General features: G+C 69.8%; 13 protein-coding genes. 5 read left to right on the top strand and 8 right to left on the bottom strand.

The window, feature by feature from the left end:
• The first annotated feature begins 23 nt into the window (after nucleotides 1-23).
• The 3 genes from JWS14_RS23095 to JWS14_RS23085 are packed head-to-tail and all read left to right on the top strand — an operon-like array spanning nucleotide 24 to nucleotide 3,279.
• Nucleotides 24-635, top strand: a complete 612-nt coding sequence (locus JWS14_RS23095) for a TetR/AcrR family transcriptional regulator (RefSeq protein ID WP_206014457.1) — start codon at nucleotides 24-26, stop codon at nucleotides 633-635.
• Entirely contained in the window at nucleotides 632-2,269 is a 1,638-nt protein-coding gene (locus JWS14_RS23090) for an acyl-CoA dehydrogenase family protein (protein WP_072938147.1), read from the top strand. The genes JWS14_RS23095 and JWS14_RS23090 overlap by 4 nt, the downstream gene beginning before the upstream one ends.
• Nucleotides 2,266-3,279, top strand: a complete 1,014-nt coding sequence (locus JWS14_RS23085) for a crotonase/enoyl-CoA hydratase family protein (protein WP_206014456.1) — start codon at nucleotides 2,266-2,268, stop codon at nucleotides 3,277-3,279. Before JWS14_RS23090 ends, JWS14_RS23085 begins: the two co-directional genes overlap by 4 nt.
• Nucleotides 3,280-3,303: 24 nt before the next feature.
• Here the strand turns inward: JWS14_RS23085 and JWS14_RS23080 are convergent, their stop codons facing one another.
• Nucleotides 3,304-4,563, bottom strand: coding sequence for an RNA polymerase sigma factor (locus tag JWS14_RS23080; protein WP_206014455.1), 1,260 nt, complete (start codon nucleotides 4,561-4,563; stop codon nucleotides 3,304-3,306).
• A 1-nt stretch (nucleotide 4,564) separates the two neighbouring features.
• Nucleotides 4,565-5,005 (bottom strand): YciI family protein, encoded by a 441-nt coding sequence (locus JWS14_RS23075; RefSeq protein WP_072938154.1) that lies wholly within the window; start codon nucleotides 5,003-5,005, stop codon nucleotides 4,565-4,567.
• Between the two features lie 215 nt (nucleotides 5,006-5,220).
• Between JWS14_RS23075 and JWS14_RS23070 the strand changes: the two genes are divergently transcribed.
• A complete protein-coding gene (locus JWS14_RS23070; protein ID WP_206014454.1) occupies nucleotides 5,221-7,044 on the top strand; it encodes a flavin-containing monooxygenase in 1,824 nt (607 codons plus the stop codon).
• Nucleotides 7,045-7,145: 101 nt separating this feature from the next.
• Here the strand turns inward: JWS14_RS23070 and JWS14_RS23065 are convergent, their stop codons facing one another.
• Both JWS14_RS23065 and JWS14_RS23060 read right to left on the bottom strand, forming a co-directional pair.
• Nucleotides 7,146-7,580: an SRPBCC family protein gene (locus JWS14_RS23065; RefSeq protein WP_206014453.1), complete on the bottom strand. Its 435-nt coding sequence runs from the start codon at nucleotides 7,578-7,580 to the stop codon at nucleotides 7,146-7,148.
• A 9-nt stretch (nucleotides 7,581-7,589) separates the two neighbouring features.
• A complete protein-coding gene (locus tag JWS14_RS23060; RefSeq protein ID WP_005248611.1) occupies nucleotides 7,590-7,889 on the bottom strand; it encodes a DUF4193 domain-containing protein in 300 nt (99 codons plus the stop codon).
• Nucleotides 7,890-8,348: 459 nt separating this feature from the next.
• On the opposite strand from JWS14_RS23060, the gene JWS14_RS23055 reads away from it, so the two are divergent.
• Nucleotides 8,349-9,359, top strand: coding sequence for an iron-siderophore ABC transporter substrate-binding protein (locus JWS14_RS23055; RefSeq protein ID WP_206014452.1), 1,011 nt, complete (start codon nucleotides 8,349-8,351; stop codon nucleotides 9,357-9,359).
• Between the two features lie 4 nt (nucleotides 9,360-9,363).
• Here JWS14_RS23055 and JWS14_RS23050 read toward each other — a convergent pair whose 3' ends face one another.
• The 4 genes from JWS14_RS23050 to JWS14_RS23035 all read right to left on the bottom strand — a co-directional run bounded on the left by JWS14_RS23050 (nucleotide 9,364) and on the right by JWS14_RS23035 (nucleotide 16,469).
• Nucleotides 9,364-11,748, bottom strand: coding sequence for a glutamate--cysteine ligase (locus tag JWS14_RS23050; protein WP_206014451.1), 2,385 nt, complete (start codon nucleotides 11,746-11,748; stop codon nucleotides 9,364-9,366).
• 167 nt (nucleotides 11,749-11,915) lie between these two features.
• A complete protein-coding gene (gene ggt, locus JWS14_RS23045) occupies nucleotides 11,916-13,886 on the bottom strand; it encodes a gamma-glutamyltransferase (protein WP_206014450.1) in 1,971 nt (656 codons plus the stop codon).
• Nucleotides 13,887-13,923: 37 nt separating this feature from the next.
• Entirely contained in the window at nucleotides 13,924-15,489 is a 1,566-nt protein-coding gene (locus JWS14_RS23040; RefSeq protein WP_241031445.1) for an FUSC family protein, read from the bottom strand.
• A 191-nt stretch (nucleotides 15,490-15,680) separates the two neighbouring features.
• Complete coding sequence (locus JWS14_RS23035) at nucleotides 15,681-16,469, bottom strand: putative protein N(5)-glutamine methyltransferase (RefSeq protein ID WP_072938174.1); 789 nt, start codon at nucleotides 16,467-16,469, stop codon at nucleotides 15,681-15,683.
• Nucleotides 16,470-16,579 lie beyond the last annotated feature (110 nt).

The raw sequence follows: 16,579 nt of genomic DNA, 5'->3' as shown, positions 1-16,579 counted from the left end.
GAACGGGTGTTCACTTCTTGGGTATGGCCTACCGGCGCACACCCGCAGTCCAGGAACGCCTGGACGCTCTCCGCACCACCCTCATCGACTCCGCGATCGGGCTGATCGCCCGCGACGGTTACGCCGGATGCTCGATCTCCGCGGTCGCGGCCGAGGCGGGGGTCGGCACCGGCACCGTCTACCGGCACTTCGCGAACAAGGGCGAACTGTTCGCGGAAGTGTTCCGCATCGTCTGCAGTCGCGAGGTGAGCGCCGCCGTCGAATCCGGTAACACCGCCCGTGCCGACGAGGGTCGTTGCGTCGCCGCCGTTTCCGCCTCCGTCGCCACGTTCGCCGAACGCGCGCTGCGCGCACCCACCCTGGCGTACGCACTGCTCGTGGAACCCGTCGACCCGCAGGTCGACACGGAGCGCCTGCTGTTCCGCGAATCGTTCCGCGACGCCCTCGCGGTGGCGATCGCCGGCGCCGTCGAGGCCGGGGAGATCCCGGACCAGGACGCGTCGGTCACGGCCGCCTGCATCGTCGGCGCCATCGGCGAAGCACTGATCCTGCCCCTCGCCCGCGGCGCCGCCGACGCCGCGATCATCCCCGCCCTGCTCACGTTCACCCTTCGATCCCTCGGGAGCCCGACATGAGTGCCACACACGAGGTCGTCAACCAGGTGCCGCCGCTGATCAATTTCGACGCCGCCGATTACGCACCGATCCTCGAAGCGCTGCAACGCGAAGGCGCCCACGACGCGCTCGAAGAATTGCACGACGTGGGACGCCTCGCCGGGAGCGAGGAGGCGCAGCGCTGGGGCGACCTCGCCGAGGCGCACCCTCCCGTCCTGCGCACCCACGACCGCTACGGCCACCGAATCGACGAGGTCGAGTACGACCCGGCCTACCACCAGCTGATGACCACCGCCGTCGAGATGGGCCTGCACGGCGCACCGTGGGCCGACCCGCACCCGCGCGCCCACCTGGTACGGGCCGCGAAGATGGCGGTGTGGGGCCAGGTCGACGCCGGCCACGGCTGCCCGATCTCCATGACGTATGCCGTCGTCCCCGCCCTCCGGCACAACCGTGAGCTGGCGGAACGATACGAACCGTTGCTCACCGCCCGGGTCTACGATCCCGCGCTGCATCCTCCGCTGACGAAGGCCGGGCTGATCGCCGGGATGTCGATGACGGAGAAGCAGGGCGGCTCCGACGTCCGCGCGGGCACCACCCGGGCCGTGCCGCAGTCCGATGGCAGCTACCTGCTGACCGGGCACAAGTGGTTCACGTCGGCGCCGATGTCCGACGTGTTCCTGGTGCTCGCCCAGGCACCCGGCGGACTGTCGTGCTTCTTCCTGCCCAGAGTCCTGCCGGACGGGACCCGCAACCGAATGCACCTGCAGCGCCTCAAGGACAAGCTCGGCAACCACTCCAACGCCAGCAGCGAGGTCGAGTACGACGAGGCCGTTGCCTGGCTCGTCGGCGAGGAAGGTCGCGGGGTTCCGACGATCATCGAGATGGTCAACATGACCCGCCTCGACTGCACCATCGGCACGTCCACCGGCATGCGGGTCGGCACGGCGCAGGCCGCACATCACGCCGTGCACCGCAGCGCGTTCGGCGCCCACCTGGTGGATCAGCCGCTGATGCGGAACGTGCTCGCCGACCTCGCCGTCGAGTCGGAGGCGGCTACGACCGTCGCCCTGTGGCTGGCCGCGCTGACCGACCGGGCGACCGCGGGCGACGAGCACGCGAACACGCTCCGCCGCATCTCGCTGTCGGTCAGCAAGTATTTCGTCTGCAAGCGCGGGCCGATCCATGCCGCCGAGGCCCTGGAATGCCTGGGCGGCAACGGGTACGTGGAGGAATCCCGGATGCCGCGACTGTACCGGGAGGCGCCCCTGCTGTCGGTGTGGGAGGGCTCCGGCAACGTCGCCGCCCTGGACACCCTGCGCGCGATGGCCAAACAGCCGGAGACGCTTCAGGTGTTCTTCGACGAACTCGGCGCGACCGCCGGCGCCGACGCGCGACTCGACGCCGCCGTCACGGATCTGAAGGCGAGTTTCGGCGACCTCGACACGCTCGAGCACCGGGCGCGGCGAATCGTCGGCGACATGGCGGTCGCCCTCCAGGGTTCGCTGCTCGTCCGCCACGGGCACCCGGCGGTGGCCGACGCGTTCTGCGTCAGCCGGCTGTCCGGCGACTGGGGCACCGTGTTCGGCACACTGCCGACCGGCGTCGACACCGCCGCCATCATCGACCGCGCCACCCCCAAGGTGGGGTCATGACCGACCACGCCGGCACCCGCCCGGCGGCCTGGCGCGACGGCTGGGACGAGGGCGCAGACTCCCTGTTCGCGGGTCGTGAACCGGACCGGGCCGACGAGCCGGAGTACCGGACCCTCAGCTACGAGGTGACCGGACGCATCGCCCGGATCACGTTCGACCGGCCGGAGCACGGCAACGCGATCACCGCCGACACTCCCGTGGAGCTCGCCGCCACCGTGGAACGCGCCGACCTCGACCCGCGCGTGCACGTGATCCTGCTGTCGGGGCGCGGTAAAGGATTTTGCGGCGGATACGACCTGGGCGTCTTCGCGGAGAACAGCGGCGGCAGCGGCGAACGACCGGGCGAGACGACGGGCACCGTCCTCGATCCGATCGTGCAGGCACGCAACCACAATCCGTTCGCCAACTGGGATCCGATGGCCGACTACGCGATGATGAGCCGGTTCAACCGTGGCTTCGCGAGCCTGCTGCACGCGAACAAGCCGACCGTCGCGAAGATCCACGGATTCTGCGTGGCGGGCGGCACCGACATCGCGCTGTACTGCGACCAGATCGTCGCCGCGGACGACACGAAGATCGGCTATCCCCCGACTCGGGTGTGGGGTGTGCCGGCCGCCGGCATGTGGGCGCACCGCCTCGGCGACCAGCGGGCGAAACGACTCCTCCTCACCGGCGACTGCATCACCGGACGGCAGGCGGCCGAGTGGGGTCTCGCCGTGGAGTCGGCGCCCGCGGACGAACTCGACCGCCGCACCGAGGACCTCGTCGAGCGGATCGCGCAGATGCCGATCAACCAGCTGATGATGGTCAAACTCGCGATGAACAGCGCGCTGCTCGCGCAGGGCGTCGCCAACTCGACGATGGTGAGCACCGTCTTCGACGGCATGTCCCGGCACACCCGCGAGGGGTATGCGTTCCAATTACGTTCGGCCACCGCCGGATTCCGTGAGGCCGTCCGCGAACGCGACGAGCCGTTCGGCGACCACAAGCAGTCCCGGCCCGGATCCTGATCCGCGCTGCGACCACCGGTCACGTCACGATTCGGTGCGCGCGGACGCGGCGGCGGCCCGTGCCATGAGCAGGTTGCGTTCACGCCGGGTGGGTGCGGTGGCCGCGGCGTCCTCGAGCGTCCGGGCTGCCTCCTCGTAGCGGCCGAGGCGTTCGAGAACTTCGCCTCGCACCGCGCCGTACAGATGGAGGCGGGCCAGCCGAGGATCGTCCCGCACCGCGTCGAGGGCGGCCAGCGCCGCGTCCGGGCCGTCCGAATGCAGCAGCGCCACCGCGCGATTGAGTTCCACCACCGGCGACGGCGCCACCTGCGCCAGCGCGTCGTACAGGGCGACGATCGCCTCCCAGTCCGTGTCCTCGAAACGAGGCGCCCGGGCGTGACATCCGGCGATCGCGGCCTGCAACGAATAGGGACCGAGCGGGCGGCCCAGCGCGACGGCCCGCTCCAGCGCGGCATTACCGTGCTTCAACAGGATGCGGTCCCACCGCGACCGGTCCTGATCCTGCAACAGGATCGGCTCGCCGCCCGGGCCCAGCCGAGCGGCGAACCGCGACGCCTGCAACTCGGTCAGCGCCACCAGTCCGTGCACCTCGGGCTCACGGGGTAGCAGTCCGGCGAGGACACGGGCGAGCCGCATCGCCTCGGCGGCGAGGTCACGTCGTATCCAGTCCTCACCCGACGTGGCGGCGTAGCCCTCGTTGAACACCAGGTAGACCACCTCGAGCACCGCCGACAGTCGCGCCGGAAGTTCCTCGCGCGCCGGCACCTCGAACGGCACCTTCGCCTCCGACAGCGTCCGCTTGGCCCTGCTGATCCGCTGTCCCATCGTCGCCGACGGCACCAGGAACGCCCGCGCGATCTCGTCCGTCCGGAGACCACCCACCAGCCGGAGTGTCAACGCCACCCGCGACTCCCGGGGAAGCACCGGGTGACACGCCACGAACACCAGCGCCAGCAGATCGTCCTCCACACCCTCGACCGCGTCCGGCGCGGGCATCGCGCTCGGCTGCTGCGCCGACGGGTCCACGGCGATCTGCGTGTACTTCGACTGCTGCGACCGCTCACGGCGAATCCGATCGATCGCCTTGTGTTTGGCCGTCGCCGTCAGCCACGCACCCGGATTGTCCGGGACGCCGTCCCGCGGCCACTGCTCCAGCGCCAGCACGAACGCGTCCTGCGCGATCTCCTCGGCCGTGCCGACATCACGGACGAGACGGGTGAGGGACGCGATGAGCCGCGGCGACTCCATCCGCCACACCGCCTCGACCGTGCGCCGCGCGTCCATGTCAGCGGTCGGGGTGCTGCTCGCGGATCCGCGCCGCGAGCGCCTCTTCCCGCTCCCGCAACTCCGGCGTGAACTCGTCCCCGAAGTCGTCCGACTCGAAGATCGGCCGCACCTCGATCAGCTGTCGTATTCCGGTGCCGGGGTCGGCGGGGCACTTCTTCACCCACTCGATCGCCTCCTCGAGGGACCGCACCTCCCAGATCCAGAAACCCGCGACGATCTCCTTCGACTCCGTGAACGGGCCGTCGACCACCGACGTCGTGCCGCCCTCGAACACCACCCGCGCCCCGGCGCTGGTCGGCTTCAGACCCTGCCCGTCGAGCATGATCCCGGCGTTCACCAAGTCCTCGTTGTACGCGCTCATCGCGGCGAGCATCGCCTCCGTCGGGGCGATCTTGTCTTCGTCGGCTCCGGCACCCTCGATCATCACCATGACCCGCATGATTTCCTCCTCGATTGTGGTCGGTCCCGGCCTCTGCCCGGACTCACACGGTACGTCGAACGGCGGGCCCGGTTTTCGACATCAGCCGTGAGTACTTGTTAACCGCCAGCGGTTGGCAAGTACTCACGGGGGGCGATTGCAACACGATGCAACGCTTGCCGCTCAGCTCCGACCGGCGTGTGCTGTATGTCACATACCGAGCGAAGGAGAGGTACATGACACAGACGGTCCAGCCGACTGAGGTGCAGACGACCCTGACCCCCCAGGAACGCGTCGACCTGTGGTTGGCGAGCTTCGAATCCGCTCTCGCCACGCGCGACGTCGATCGCGCCGCGGGCATGTTCGCCGTCGACAGTTTCTGGCGGGACCTGGTGGCGTTCACCTGGAACCTCAAGACCGTGGAGGGGCGCGACGCCGTCGCCGCGATGCTGCACGCACGCCTCGACGACACCGACCCGACGAACTTCCGCACCACCGAGACCCCGGACGAGGCGGACGGCGTCACGTCCGCGTGGATCGAATTCGAGACGGCGACGGGCCGGGGCAAGGGGCACCTGCGGCTGAAGGACGACGAGGCGTGGACGTTCCTCACCACCATGCAGGAGTTGAAGGGCTACGAGGAACGCCGGGGACGGAACCGCGTCAAGGGCGCGGTCCACGGTTCCGGCGGCGACACCCAGAGCTGGGCGGAGAAGCGGGAGATCGAGGAGCGGGAACTCGGCTACACCCGGCAGCCGTACGTTCTCGTGATCGGCGGCGGCCAGGGCGGCATCGCGCTCGGCGCACGGCTGCGCCAACTCGGGGTGCCGGCCATCGTCGTCGACAAGAACGAACGCCCCGGCGACCAGTGGCGCAACCGGTACAAGTCGCTGTGCCTGCACGACCCGGTCTGGTACGACCACCTGCCGTACATGCAGTTCCCGGACAACTGGCCGGTGTTCGCCCCGAAGGACAAGATCGGCGACTGGCTCGAGATGTACACGAAGGTGATGGAGATTCCGTACTGGGCGTCCACCACCTGCACGTCCGCGAGGTTCGACGAAGAAACGAAGGAGTGGACCGTCGTCCTCGACCGCGACGGCGAAGAGGTGGTGCTCCACCCGAAGCAGTTGGTGCTCGCCACCGGCATGTCGGGCAAACCGAACGTTCCGACGTTCCCCGGCCAGGACGTCTTCCGCGGTGAGCAGCACCACTCGAGCCGGCACCCCGGTCCGGACGCCTACGCCGGGAAGCGCGTCGTCGTCGTCGGAGCCAACAACTCGGCGCACGACATCTGCAAGGCGCTCTTCGAGACCGGCGCCGACGTGACGATGCTGCAGCGGTCGTCCACGCACATCGTGAAGTCGGATTCGCTGATGGACCTCGGCCTCGGCGACCTCTACTCGGAGCGCGCGCTCGCGGCGGGCATGACGACGGAGAAGGCCGACCTCACGTTCGCGTCGCTGCCGTACAAGATCATGCACGAATTCCAGATCCCGATCTATCAGAAGATCGCCGAACGGGACAAAGACTTCTACGAGCGACTCGAAAAGGCCGGTTTCAAGCTCGATTTCGGTGACGACGGTTCCGGTCTGTTCATGAAGTACCTGCGCCGCGGGTCCGGCTACTACATCGACGTCGGCGCGTCCGAACTCGTCGCGGACGGCAGCATCCACCTCGTGTCCGGACAGGTCGACCATCTCAGCGAGGACGCCGTGGTTCTCACCGACGGCACCGAGTTGCCTGCCGACCTCGTCGTCTACGCCACCGGCTACGGGTCGATGAACGGCTGGGCCGCCGACCTCATGGGCCAGGAAGTGGCCGACAAGGTCGGAAAGTGCTGGGGTCTCGGCTCCGACACCACCAAGGACCCCGGGCCGTGGGAGGGCGAACAGCGCAACATGTGGAAGCCCACCCAGCAGGAAGCGCTGTGGTTCCACGGCGGCAACCTGCACCAGTCGCGGCACTACTCGCTGTACCTCGCCCTGCAGCTCAAAGCGCGGCACGAGGAGATCCCGACACCGGTCTACGGGCTGCAGGAGGTGCATCACCTCAGCTGATCGGTCCCGACACAACGCGGGCGCCTCGCATCGTGCGGGGCGCCCGCACACTGTGTGCGTCCAGACACGGTGTGCGGCCAGACACGGTGTGCGGCAGATTGTTACCTCGCCTCGAGGACCCCGGTCATCTGTTTGACGGTCTTGCCCGCGAGTACCTCGAACGCGAGGCGGGCGGCGGGGTCGGCGAAGCGCGCCAGGCCGGTGAATTCGAGATGCGCGCGGTAGGTGATCGACGTCGAGGCGTCGTGCACCTTCTCGAACGACAGGTCGTCCGACGTGACCGCGGCTCCGTTGCGACCCTCGAAGACGACGTGATCGGGGTCGTCGCGGGTCATGCGGTAGGTGAGTTCGGTGGTGCGCCCGAAGAACGAGGACACGTTGTGCCATTCCGTGCCCACCGCCACCGGACCGGGCGTGGTCTGCTCGCACTTCTCGGTCCCGGGATCCCAGGCCGTGGTGTTCGCGAAGTCACGCAGGTATGCGACGACTTCCCCGAGCGGTGAGGCGACGGTGAACGTTCTGCTGACGTCGGCCACGCGGGCCTCCTATGCGCAGTCGCGGCAGATCAGCTGCCCGCCCTCTTCGGACGCGAGACGCGAACGATGATGGACCAGGAAGCAACTGCTACAGGTGAATTCGTCGGCCCTCTTCGGGACGACCCGGACCGTGAGTTCCTCACCGGACAGGTCGGCGCCGGGCAGTTCGAAGGACTCCGCCGTGTCGGTCTCCTCGACGTCGACGACGGACGACTGCGAGTCGTTCCTCCGTGTCTTCAGTTCTTCGAGCGAGTCCGCGGCGAGTTCGTCGTCGACGGTAACCCGTGGTGCGTCGTAGTCGGTTGCCATGACTTCCTCCCTTTGGCTCATTTTCCCCGTGTCGTGAAATTCCACACTTGCGGGGCACGGTTGCTAGACAACGCACCGATCCCGCATTTTGTTCCCGGGCGGCCACAGCTGCCCTGTGATTGCGGGATGCCCGTTCCGGGTACCACTCAATCAGCCGATCGGAAGGTGGTCTGTCGATGACGAGTGCGCGCGACGAGCACGGCAATCCCGTGCCCGACCCGGAGCCGGTGCCGCCGTCACCGGGCCCTCCTCCGGTGCCGCCGACGCCGACACCACCCCACCCGTTTCCGCCGGAGCCGGGTCCGGAACCCGCACCGCCCGAGCCGGGACCGCAGCCTGGTCCGCCGGGGCCGACGCCGCCCCCTGGTCCGCCGATTCCCGAGCCGACTCCCCCGTTTCCGCCACAGATGCACAGCCCCACCCACCCCCTGTAGGTCCTCACCTACAGGGAGGTAGTGGATGCGAACGCTCAACCGTCGCAAGTTCCTGACCGTGAGCGCCGGGGTCGGCATGGCCGCCGTCGCCGCAGCGTGCTCGTCCGGCACCGAAGCCGGCTCCGAAGGCGACACCCGGTCGGTGACGCACAAGAAGGGAACGACCGAAGTCCCGGGCGACCCCCAGCGGATCGTCACCGTCGGCTACTCCGACCAGGACACGCTCCTCGCGTTCGGACGGACGCCGGTCGGCGTCACCGACTGGTACGGCGACTATCCGGACGCCACCTGGCCCTGGGCCCAGGACGCGCTCGGCGGTGCGCACCCCGAAGTCTTCAACCGCGGACAGTTCACCGGTGAGGCCAACTTCGCGTACGAGGAGATCGCGAAACTCGGCCCCGACCTGATCCTCGCGCTGTACATCGACGTCGACGACGACGCGTATCAGCGACTTTCGGCCATCGCGCCCACCGTCACGACATCTCCGGACTACCCCGATTTCGGCATGCCGTGGCAGGACGCCGTCCGCATCGTCGGCACCACCCTCGGCGAGGACCGGAAGGCGGATCAACTCGTCGCCGACGTCGACGACCTGGTCGCGCAACAGCGCGCCGCCCACCCCGAATTCGAGGGCAAGACGGTCGCGGTGGCCGAACTGGGCGACGCCGGCTCGTTCTACGTCCGCTCCCCGAACGACCCCCGCTCACGCCTGATGACATCGCTCGGGTTCGTCGTCCCGGAGCAGATCACCCAGCTCGCGGGCGACCAGGACGCGTTCACCATCAGCAAGGAACAGCTGAACATCCTCGACGTCGACGTCCTCGTCTGGAACGTGGGCAGCAGCCCCGGCGCCGAAGCGCAGATCACCGCGGACCCCGTCTATCAGTCACTGCCGGTGGCGAAGGCCGGACGGGCCGTGTTCGTCGACGACCCCACCGTCTCCGGCGCTCTCACCTGGGGCACCGTCCTCAGCCTCCCTTACGCCGTCGACGCCCTCGTGCCGAAACTGGCGGAGGCCGCCGGCAAACCGGCCTGACCGTTCACTCCGACTCGTCTTCGAGCCGGGTGAGCGCGACCAGCGTCCGGACCCCGTGCACCATGGCGCGTTCGTCGAGGTTGAAACCCGGCTGGTGCAGCTCCTGGGGTGTGCCGGTGCCGTCCCACACGCCGAGCCTGGCCATCGCGCCCGGGACCTTCTCGAGGTACCAGGCGAAGTCCTCGCCGCCGCTGGACTGATGGGCCTCGCCCAGGTGGTCGAAGCCGACGACCGATTCGATCGCCTCACGCAGGTCGGCGGTGCAGTCGGGATCGTTGACGACGGGCGGGACACCTTGCCGGTAGGAGAGCTCGTACCGCACGTTGTACGGTGCGAGCAGGTGGCAGATCGCGTCCGTGACCAGCGGTTCGAGCAAGGCCCACGTCTCGCGGGACGCACTGCGCAGGGTGCCGACCAGTTCACCCGACTCGGGCACGGAGTTCGCGGCCTGCCCCGCGGCCACCTTGCCCCACGTGAGGACGGTCGCGGTGCGGGCGTCGATGCGGCGGTCGAGCACGGACGCGAGTCCCGTCACCAGGACGGCGGCGGCGTGGATCAGATCGCCGGTCAGGTGCGGCCGGGCGGTGTGCCCGCCCGACGACCACAACCGCACGGTGACGGAGTCGTTGGACGAGGTGATCGGCCCGGTCCGGGTGGCCAGCTTGCCGACTTCGAGGTGCGGGTCGCAGTGCAGCGCGAAGATCTTCGACACCCCGTCGAGTGCGCCCGCGGCGATCGTGTCGACGGAGCCGCCGGGTGTCGTCTCCTCGGCGGGCTGGAAGATGAGCCGGACTCGGGTCCGCGGCGGGTACTTCACGAGGACCGACGCCGCCCCCATCAGCATCGTGGTGTGGGCGTCGTGACCGCACGCGTGCGACACCCCGGGGACCGTCGACTCGAACGGGAGACCCGTCGCCTCGGCGACCGGGAGTGCATCGAGGTCGGCGCGCAGTGCGACGCAGTCGCCCGTCTCCGGGCCGAGGTCGCACCACAGGCCGGTGCCGCCGGGCAACACGACGGGTTCGAGTCCGAGACCCATGAGGTGGTTGCGCACGATTCCGGTGGTCCGGCGTTCCTCGAACGACAGCTCCGGATGCGCGTGCAGATCCCGGCGCCACTCGATCAGCTTCTTCTCGTCGAGCTCCGTCGACTCCGTCCACGTCATGTCGGCGGTGTCGGCGCGATCCCACAGCCTGGCGCTCCAGTACCGCCGGGTCCGGCGACCACCGATCGAGGTCGGGTCCGTCCGGGGCGGCGCGGGCGGGACCTCCACCTCCGGGAGGTGTTCGGTGCGGCCCGCCGTCTCTGCGAGCAGCAGGTCGACGACGTCGGTGAGCCGGCCTCGGCGAGCGAGCGCGTGACGTTGCCGGGCCGCGGAACTCCCGTGGGCGGACGCCTCGGCGGACAACTCCAGCACGGTGTCCCAGTCGCCTGTCTGCTCGAGCTGCGGTCGCAGCGAGTTCACGAAGTCGCCGACGAGGTCGGACGCGGGACGCGCCTGCGGAAACCGCACGTCGACCAACTCCCCCTCCAACCCCGACCGCGCCGCCCGCCACAACGCCGCCCGCGTCAGGGTCGGGACCACCTCGACGCCCTTCGTCCCTGCGCGCAGACCCTCCACCTCGCGTTCGACGAGCGCCCGGAAGAGGGCGGCGACGAGCACGACCGTGTCCAGCCGGGGGCAGCTGTCGCACACCCGCAACTCCAGGGTCGGAAGCTTCACCGACGGCCGGACGTCGAAATACGCCATGCCCGGGTCGCTGATCACCCCGCTGGCGACCAGGTCGTCGATCAGGGCGCCGTACTCGACGGCCGAGGCGACGGGCGCGGCCGGACCGGTGCTGGGCCAGCGCAACCACAGAAGCGTCCGCGCGCTCGCATAGCCGGTGTCCGCACCGTCCGACCGGAACGGGGAACTTGCGCTGAGCGCCAGGAGGACGGGCATGTGCGGGGCGACACGGTGCGCGACCTGCACGGCCTCGTCACGGTCGGGCAGGTCGACGTGAACCTGGGTGCCGCAGATCAGCTGCTCACGGGCGAGCACCTGGTAGTCCGCGAGCATCCGACGGTAGCGCTGCGTCCCCGTCACGTGCATCTCCGCGGGCAGCGCCAGCGGCATCGAACCCGCGGCCGCCACTCCGATCCCGAGCCCCTCGGCCGCGTCGATCAGCACCGTCCGGTGCCGCTCCAGATCACTGCGCAGGCCGCCGAGGTCGGCGTACACACCGCTGTTCACCTCGACGACGCACTGCTGGAGTTCGTCGACGTACACGTCGTCGGGAAGTCGTGCCAGCAACTCCGGCGCGCGGGTGGTCAGGCGCCGGGTCTTGCGATCGATGAGATGGAATTCCTCTTCGACCCCCACTTTCCGTGGGTCGCTGACGAGCACGATGTGCCTCTATTTCCCTGTGGCACCCTCGGTATGGTCGAAGAACGCCCAGGTGCCGTCCGGGGGATCGTTCACATCGTTGTTCGCCATGGTCGATGGGTTCCCCGCCGGTCGGGGTCTGAACCATCGGATGGACTATCCCCTCTTCTTCACACCGCATTCGCGGTTCAGCCGGTGCCGTCACCCATCACCGCGCCCTCCCGCCGCGGGTCCGCGCCGCCGACCCACCCCGAGTCCTGACGCTGCAGCGCACTGAGCCCGCTGGACTGCGGTGCGACCGACACCTGGTGACCCATCGCCCGCAGTTGCACGATCAACGGGTCGGCGGCGCCGTCGTCGACCGCGTCGATGTTCGGATGCTCTCCGCCGACGCCGGTGACCGGGGTGTTGGCCGCCCCGAAGTCGACCGCCGACACGGCCTGCTGCGGGTTCAGGCCCCAATCCAGCATTCCCACGAGCGTTTTCACGACGAACTGGATGATCACCGAACCGCCCGGCGACCCGGTCGCGAACTGGACGTCGCCGCGTGAGCCGTCGCTGCCGCGGTCGAAGACGAGTGTCGGTGCCATCGAACTCCGCGGCCGCTTACCCGGTTCGACGCGGTTGGCGAGGGGCGCCCCGTCGGGGCCGACCGGCTGGGCCGAGAAGTCGGTGAGCTGATTGTTGAGCACGAAGCCGTCCGTCATGTGGAACGAGCCGAACGCCGATTCCACCGTCGTCGTCATCGATGCGACGTTGCCGTATTGGTCGGCGATCGAGATGTGGCTGGTGCCGTGTTCCTTGTCCTGCGGCTGCACACCGAGCGGAACGGGCCCGAAGTTGCCGGGTTGCGCGGTGCCCATGCTCTTGCCCGGGTCGATGAGGCCGGCCCGCTGCTTCAGGTAGTCCTCGTTCAGCAGTGTGTCGAGGGAATTGCCGGGCAGCGGAACGAAATCGGAGTCCGCGACGTACTTGTCCCGGTCGGCGTACGCCAGGCGCTCGGCCTCGGAGATGAGGTGCACGGCCTCCGCCGTCGGCTTTCCGCCGTTGTCGTCGAGGTTCGTCGGCCCGTACTGCGACAGGTCGAAGTTCTCCAGGATGCCGAGCGTCGCCGCGACCGCGGTGCCGCCGGACGACGGGTTCGGCATGCCGCAGATCTCGTGGTCGCGGTACGGCGTGCACAGCGGTGTCCGCTTCTTCGCCTGGTAGTTGGCGAGGTCGTCGAGGGTCATCTGGCCGGGTGTGCGGCCGCCCGACGCGGTCGCCGTCGCGTCGACGATGCCCTGGGCGATCGCCCCTGTGTAGAAGGCGTCGGCGCCGCCCGCGGCGATCGCTCCGAGCGTCTTGGCCATGGCCGGGTTCGTCAGCTTCGTCCCGGCCGGCTTCGGGCTGCCGTCGGGGTTCAGGAAGTACGCCTTCGACGGCTCGTCGACGGCCAGGTCGGGCGCGGACGCGGCGATCTGCCCGGCCATCCGCGGGCTGATCTCCAGCCCCTGGTCGGCGAGGGAGATGGCCGGGTCGAACAGTTCCCGCCACGCGTCCCGCCCGTGGTCGCGGTGCGCCATCTCGAGCATCCGCAGGACGCCGGGCACCCCGATGGACCGTCCGCTCGCGCGGGCGTCGGGCTTGGGCTCGGTGCGGTCGGTGTCGCTGATCCAGCGGAGGTAGTTCTCCGTCGCGGCCATCGGCGCGACCTCGCGCCCGTCGTACGCCTCGACACTGTTCTGCCCGGCGTCGTAATAGAGCAGGAACGCGCCGCCGCCGATTCCGGAGGACTGCGGTTCGACGAGACCGAGAACGGTCTGCGCCACGATCAGCGCGTCGGCGGCCGTCCCGCCGTCCCGCAGCACCTCGCACGCAGCCTGCGTCGACACCGGATTGGCGGTGGAGACCGCATACGACGCGGTGGTCACGGGCGTCATCCCGGAGCGGTACACGGTGGCGATCTCGGGGTTGGTCGCAAGGTTCTGGGTGGTCGGCGCCGGGCCGGGCGGTGGCGGCGCCTTGGAGACCGGGGTGCCGTTGGGAACATCCGCGCACGTGGCCGCCGAATCGCCCTGCGGTTCCTCGTCCGACGAGCACGCGGCCAGCACCCCGACGCAGAGAGCCGCGGCCAACGAGGCCCGAAATACTGTTCCGATTCCCGTCACAGGACCCATCACCGAACCCTAACAGCGGGAATCCGGCGACGACCGGCTAAAGACGAGGTCCGAAGTGCCGGGTGAGGATTCGGTACCCGAGCTCGTGCAGATGGTGGTGCTCGCGCCACCGGTCGCGGGTCCACGCCGGGTCGGTGTGGGCGGCGGTGATCGCGGCGGTCGTCGATGCGTGCAGATCGAACTCGAGGTCCCGGCAGAGTTCGGCGACGGCACCCGGTTCCCGGGCGTCGCCGAGCCGCCCGATCGTCGCGGCCACCTGCTCGTCCGCGTCGCTCAGGATCCGCCGGTACGAACCAGGGAGCACGGTCCACAACACCACCAGCGCCACCGCGACACCGAGCACGGTCTCGACGAGCCTGTCGCGGGACACGGTCATCAGGTCCACGTGCGTGCCGCGGCTACCGAGCACCAGGGCGAGCGGGGTGATGAACACCATCGCCAGGCCGTAATTGCGGACGAGGAACGCCTCGATCCCCGCCATCAGACCCGCCACCACGAGGACCAGCACCGCCGCCGACAGGTCGAGCGACGACAGCACGGCGAGCACCACCAGTCCGAGCACCGTTCCGAAGAACCGGTGCAGCCCGCGGTACGTCCCCAGCACCCGGTCCGGTCCCTGGTGCAGGATCATCGCCGCGGTGATCACCGCCCAGTCGGGCCTGCCGACACCGAACCCCAGCGCGAGGAGACCGGCCGCGGGGCACGCGACCAGCAGTCGCGCGACGATCGTCCAGGACCGGCCCCGCAGATGCGAAGCCCGGCCGAGCCGATAGCGGATCGACGGCCGCGGAAGCGGGACCTGCGGCCGCAGGTCGTCGACATCCGACGCGTGGTCCGCGTCGACACCGTCCACCGTCGCCGCACAGCGCAGGTGCGCCGCGCGCAACGTGCGGGTCAGCGGGTGATCACCGCCGACGAGGGCGGCGTCGTGGAGGCATTGCCAGGCGGCGTGCAGCGACCGCACCGCGTCCCGCCGGGAACCGGGCGAGGACCCGTCGGAGAGTGCGGTGTCGACTGCGGCGACCGCAGTCGCGACCGCGGCACGCTCGGGGGTGCGTGGCCGAACGATCAGCCCCGACATCGACACGATCAACGCCGACACCGCCCCGGCCGCCGCCCAGGCCGTCACCTCCGCCACGGAGACACCGAGCGCAGGCAGCGCGGACGAGATCTCCACGGTGAGCAGCGGAAGGAAGGCGCCCGGCGCGCCGAGTCGCAGTCCGTCGACGACGAACGCGCAGACGGCGACGACCACGGTCATCGCGAGGACGAGCGCCATCCCCCACAACGCGGACCCGCCCGCCGCCGTCGCGTCGTGCACGAATGCGCCGACCGCGGCGCCGACGCCGGCCAGGAGCACCATCACAGCGGCGGCGATCGACACCACCCGCCACCGCACCCGGTACGCCCGGCCCTCGCCGTAGACGACGGCGAACGCACCCAGGGTGGCGGTCGCCGCGACAGCCGAATGTCCGAGCGCGACCCCCGCCAGCGCGGGCAGGCCCACGGCCACGCCGGCGCGGACCACGCCCGGCCAGCGTCGACCCAGCTTGGGCACCCCGAGAAGCAGCGACCGTGCCGGGGCCGGCGCAGGGATCGGCACACCGTGATCCCGCGATCCGGTTCCCTGATCCTGCGCACCTACCGACACGACCACCCACCCTACGAGCGGTCGCGTCACTCGAAGCAGTCGATGAGGTGCATCTCACGTGTGACTCCCCACGTGAGTGACAAAGTGTGCCCCGGGACGCTTTGCCACTCACCTGGGGGGGTCGCTCACCTGGGGGTGGTCGCTCACCTGGGATTGGCGCCGACGACGACGGTGGCGCCCACCTCGCCGGACGTCTCGATCCGGGTGGTGAGCCCGGCCGCCGCGAACGCCTCGGCGGTAAGCGGGGCCTGACTCTCGCTGGTCTCGATCAGCAGATGGCCGCCCGGCGCGAGCCAGTCGCGCGCCCCGGCGGTGACGCGCCGCTGGATGTCGAGTCCGTCGGCGCCGCCGTCCAGTGAGACCCGCGGCTCGTGGAACCGCGCTTCCGGCGGCATCAACCTGATCGCGTCGGTGGGCACGTAGGGGGCGTTGGCCACCAGGACGTCGATGCGTCCCCTCAGCGCGGTCGGCAACGGTGCGTACAGGTCGCCCTCGAACACCCGGGCCGGTTCGGCGAGGTTGCGTCGCGCGCACCGGACCGCGGCAGGGTCGATGTCGACCGCGTACAACTCGACGCCGTCGAGGGTGTCGGCGAGCGCGGCGCCCACCGCCCCCGAACCGCAGCACAGGTCGACCACGACCGCGTGCGGGCACGCGAGGGCGGCGGCCTGCTCGACGAGGAACGCGGTGCGACGCCGCGGCACGAACACCCGCGGATCGACCTCGATCCGGAGCCCGCAGAATTCGGCCCAGCCGAGGACGTGTTCGAGCGGGACGCCTGCGACGCGGCGGTCCAGCATCGAGGCGAGTTCGTCCGACGTCCGGGCGGCGGCGACGATCAGGCGCGCCTCGTCCTCGGCGAACACACAACCGGCGGCGCGCAGCCTCGTGACGAGGACGAACTCGAGGGACGGGGAGAGAGACACTGGCATGGGAGAGCCTTTCGGAATGCCGATGGGCGCTCTCCCGGTCACCTTATGTCGGTACGACCGCGCGGTCGCGAAGTGAGAGCACCCGACCTGAACGAACGGACACGGGACTC

This window comes from Rhodococcus koreensis, assembly GCF_017068375.1.
GTDB lineage: Bacteria > Actinomycetota > Actinomycetes > Mycobacteriales > Mycobacteriaceae > Rhodococcus_F > Rhodococcus_F koreensis.
The sequence above is the reverse complement of the archived record's forward strand: the minus strand, read 5'-3'. Positions and strand labels throughout refer to the sequence as shown.

Coding starts and splice junctions, on each gene's coding strand:
- JWS14_RS23095 (WP_206014457.1), top strand. CDS start 24: ATGGCCTACCGGCGCACACCCGCAGTCCAGGAACGCCTGGACGCTCTC.
- JWS14_RS23090 (WP_072938147.1), top strand. CDS start 632: ATGAGTGCCACACACGAGGTCGTCAACCAGGTGCCGCCGCTGATCAAT.
- JWS14_RS23085 (WP_206014456.1), top strand. CDS start 2,266: ATGACCGACCACGCCGGCACCCGCCCGGCGGCCTGGCGCGACGGCTGG.
- JWS14_RS23080 (WP_206014455.1), bottom strand. CDS start 4,563: ATGGACGCGCGGCGCACGGTCGAGGCGGTGTGGCGGATGGAGTCGCCG.
- JWS14_RS23075 (WP_072938154.1), bottom strand. CDS start 5,005: ATGCGGGTCATGGTGATGATCGAGGGTGCCGGAGCCGACGAAGACAAG.
- JWS14_RS23070 (WP_206014454.1), top strand. CDS start 5,221: ATGACACAGACGGTCCAGCCGACTGAGGTGCAGACGACCCTGACCCCC.
- JWS14_RS23060 (WP_005248611.1), bottom strand. CDS start 7,889: ATGGCAACCGACTACGACGCACCACGGGTTACCGTCGACGACGAACTC.
- JWS14_RS23055 (WP_206014452.1), top strand. CDS start 8,349: ATGCGAACGCTCAACCGTCGCAAGTTCCTGACCGTGAGCGCCGGGGTC.
- ggt (WP_206014450.1), bottom strand. CDS start 13,886: ATGGGTCCTGTGACGGGAATCGGAACAGTATTTCGGGCCTCGTTGGCC.
- JWS14_RS23035 (WP_072938174.1), bottom strand. CDS start 16,469: ATGCCAGTGTCTCTCTCCCCGTCCCTCGAGTTCGTCCTCGTCACGAGG.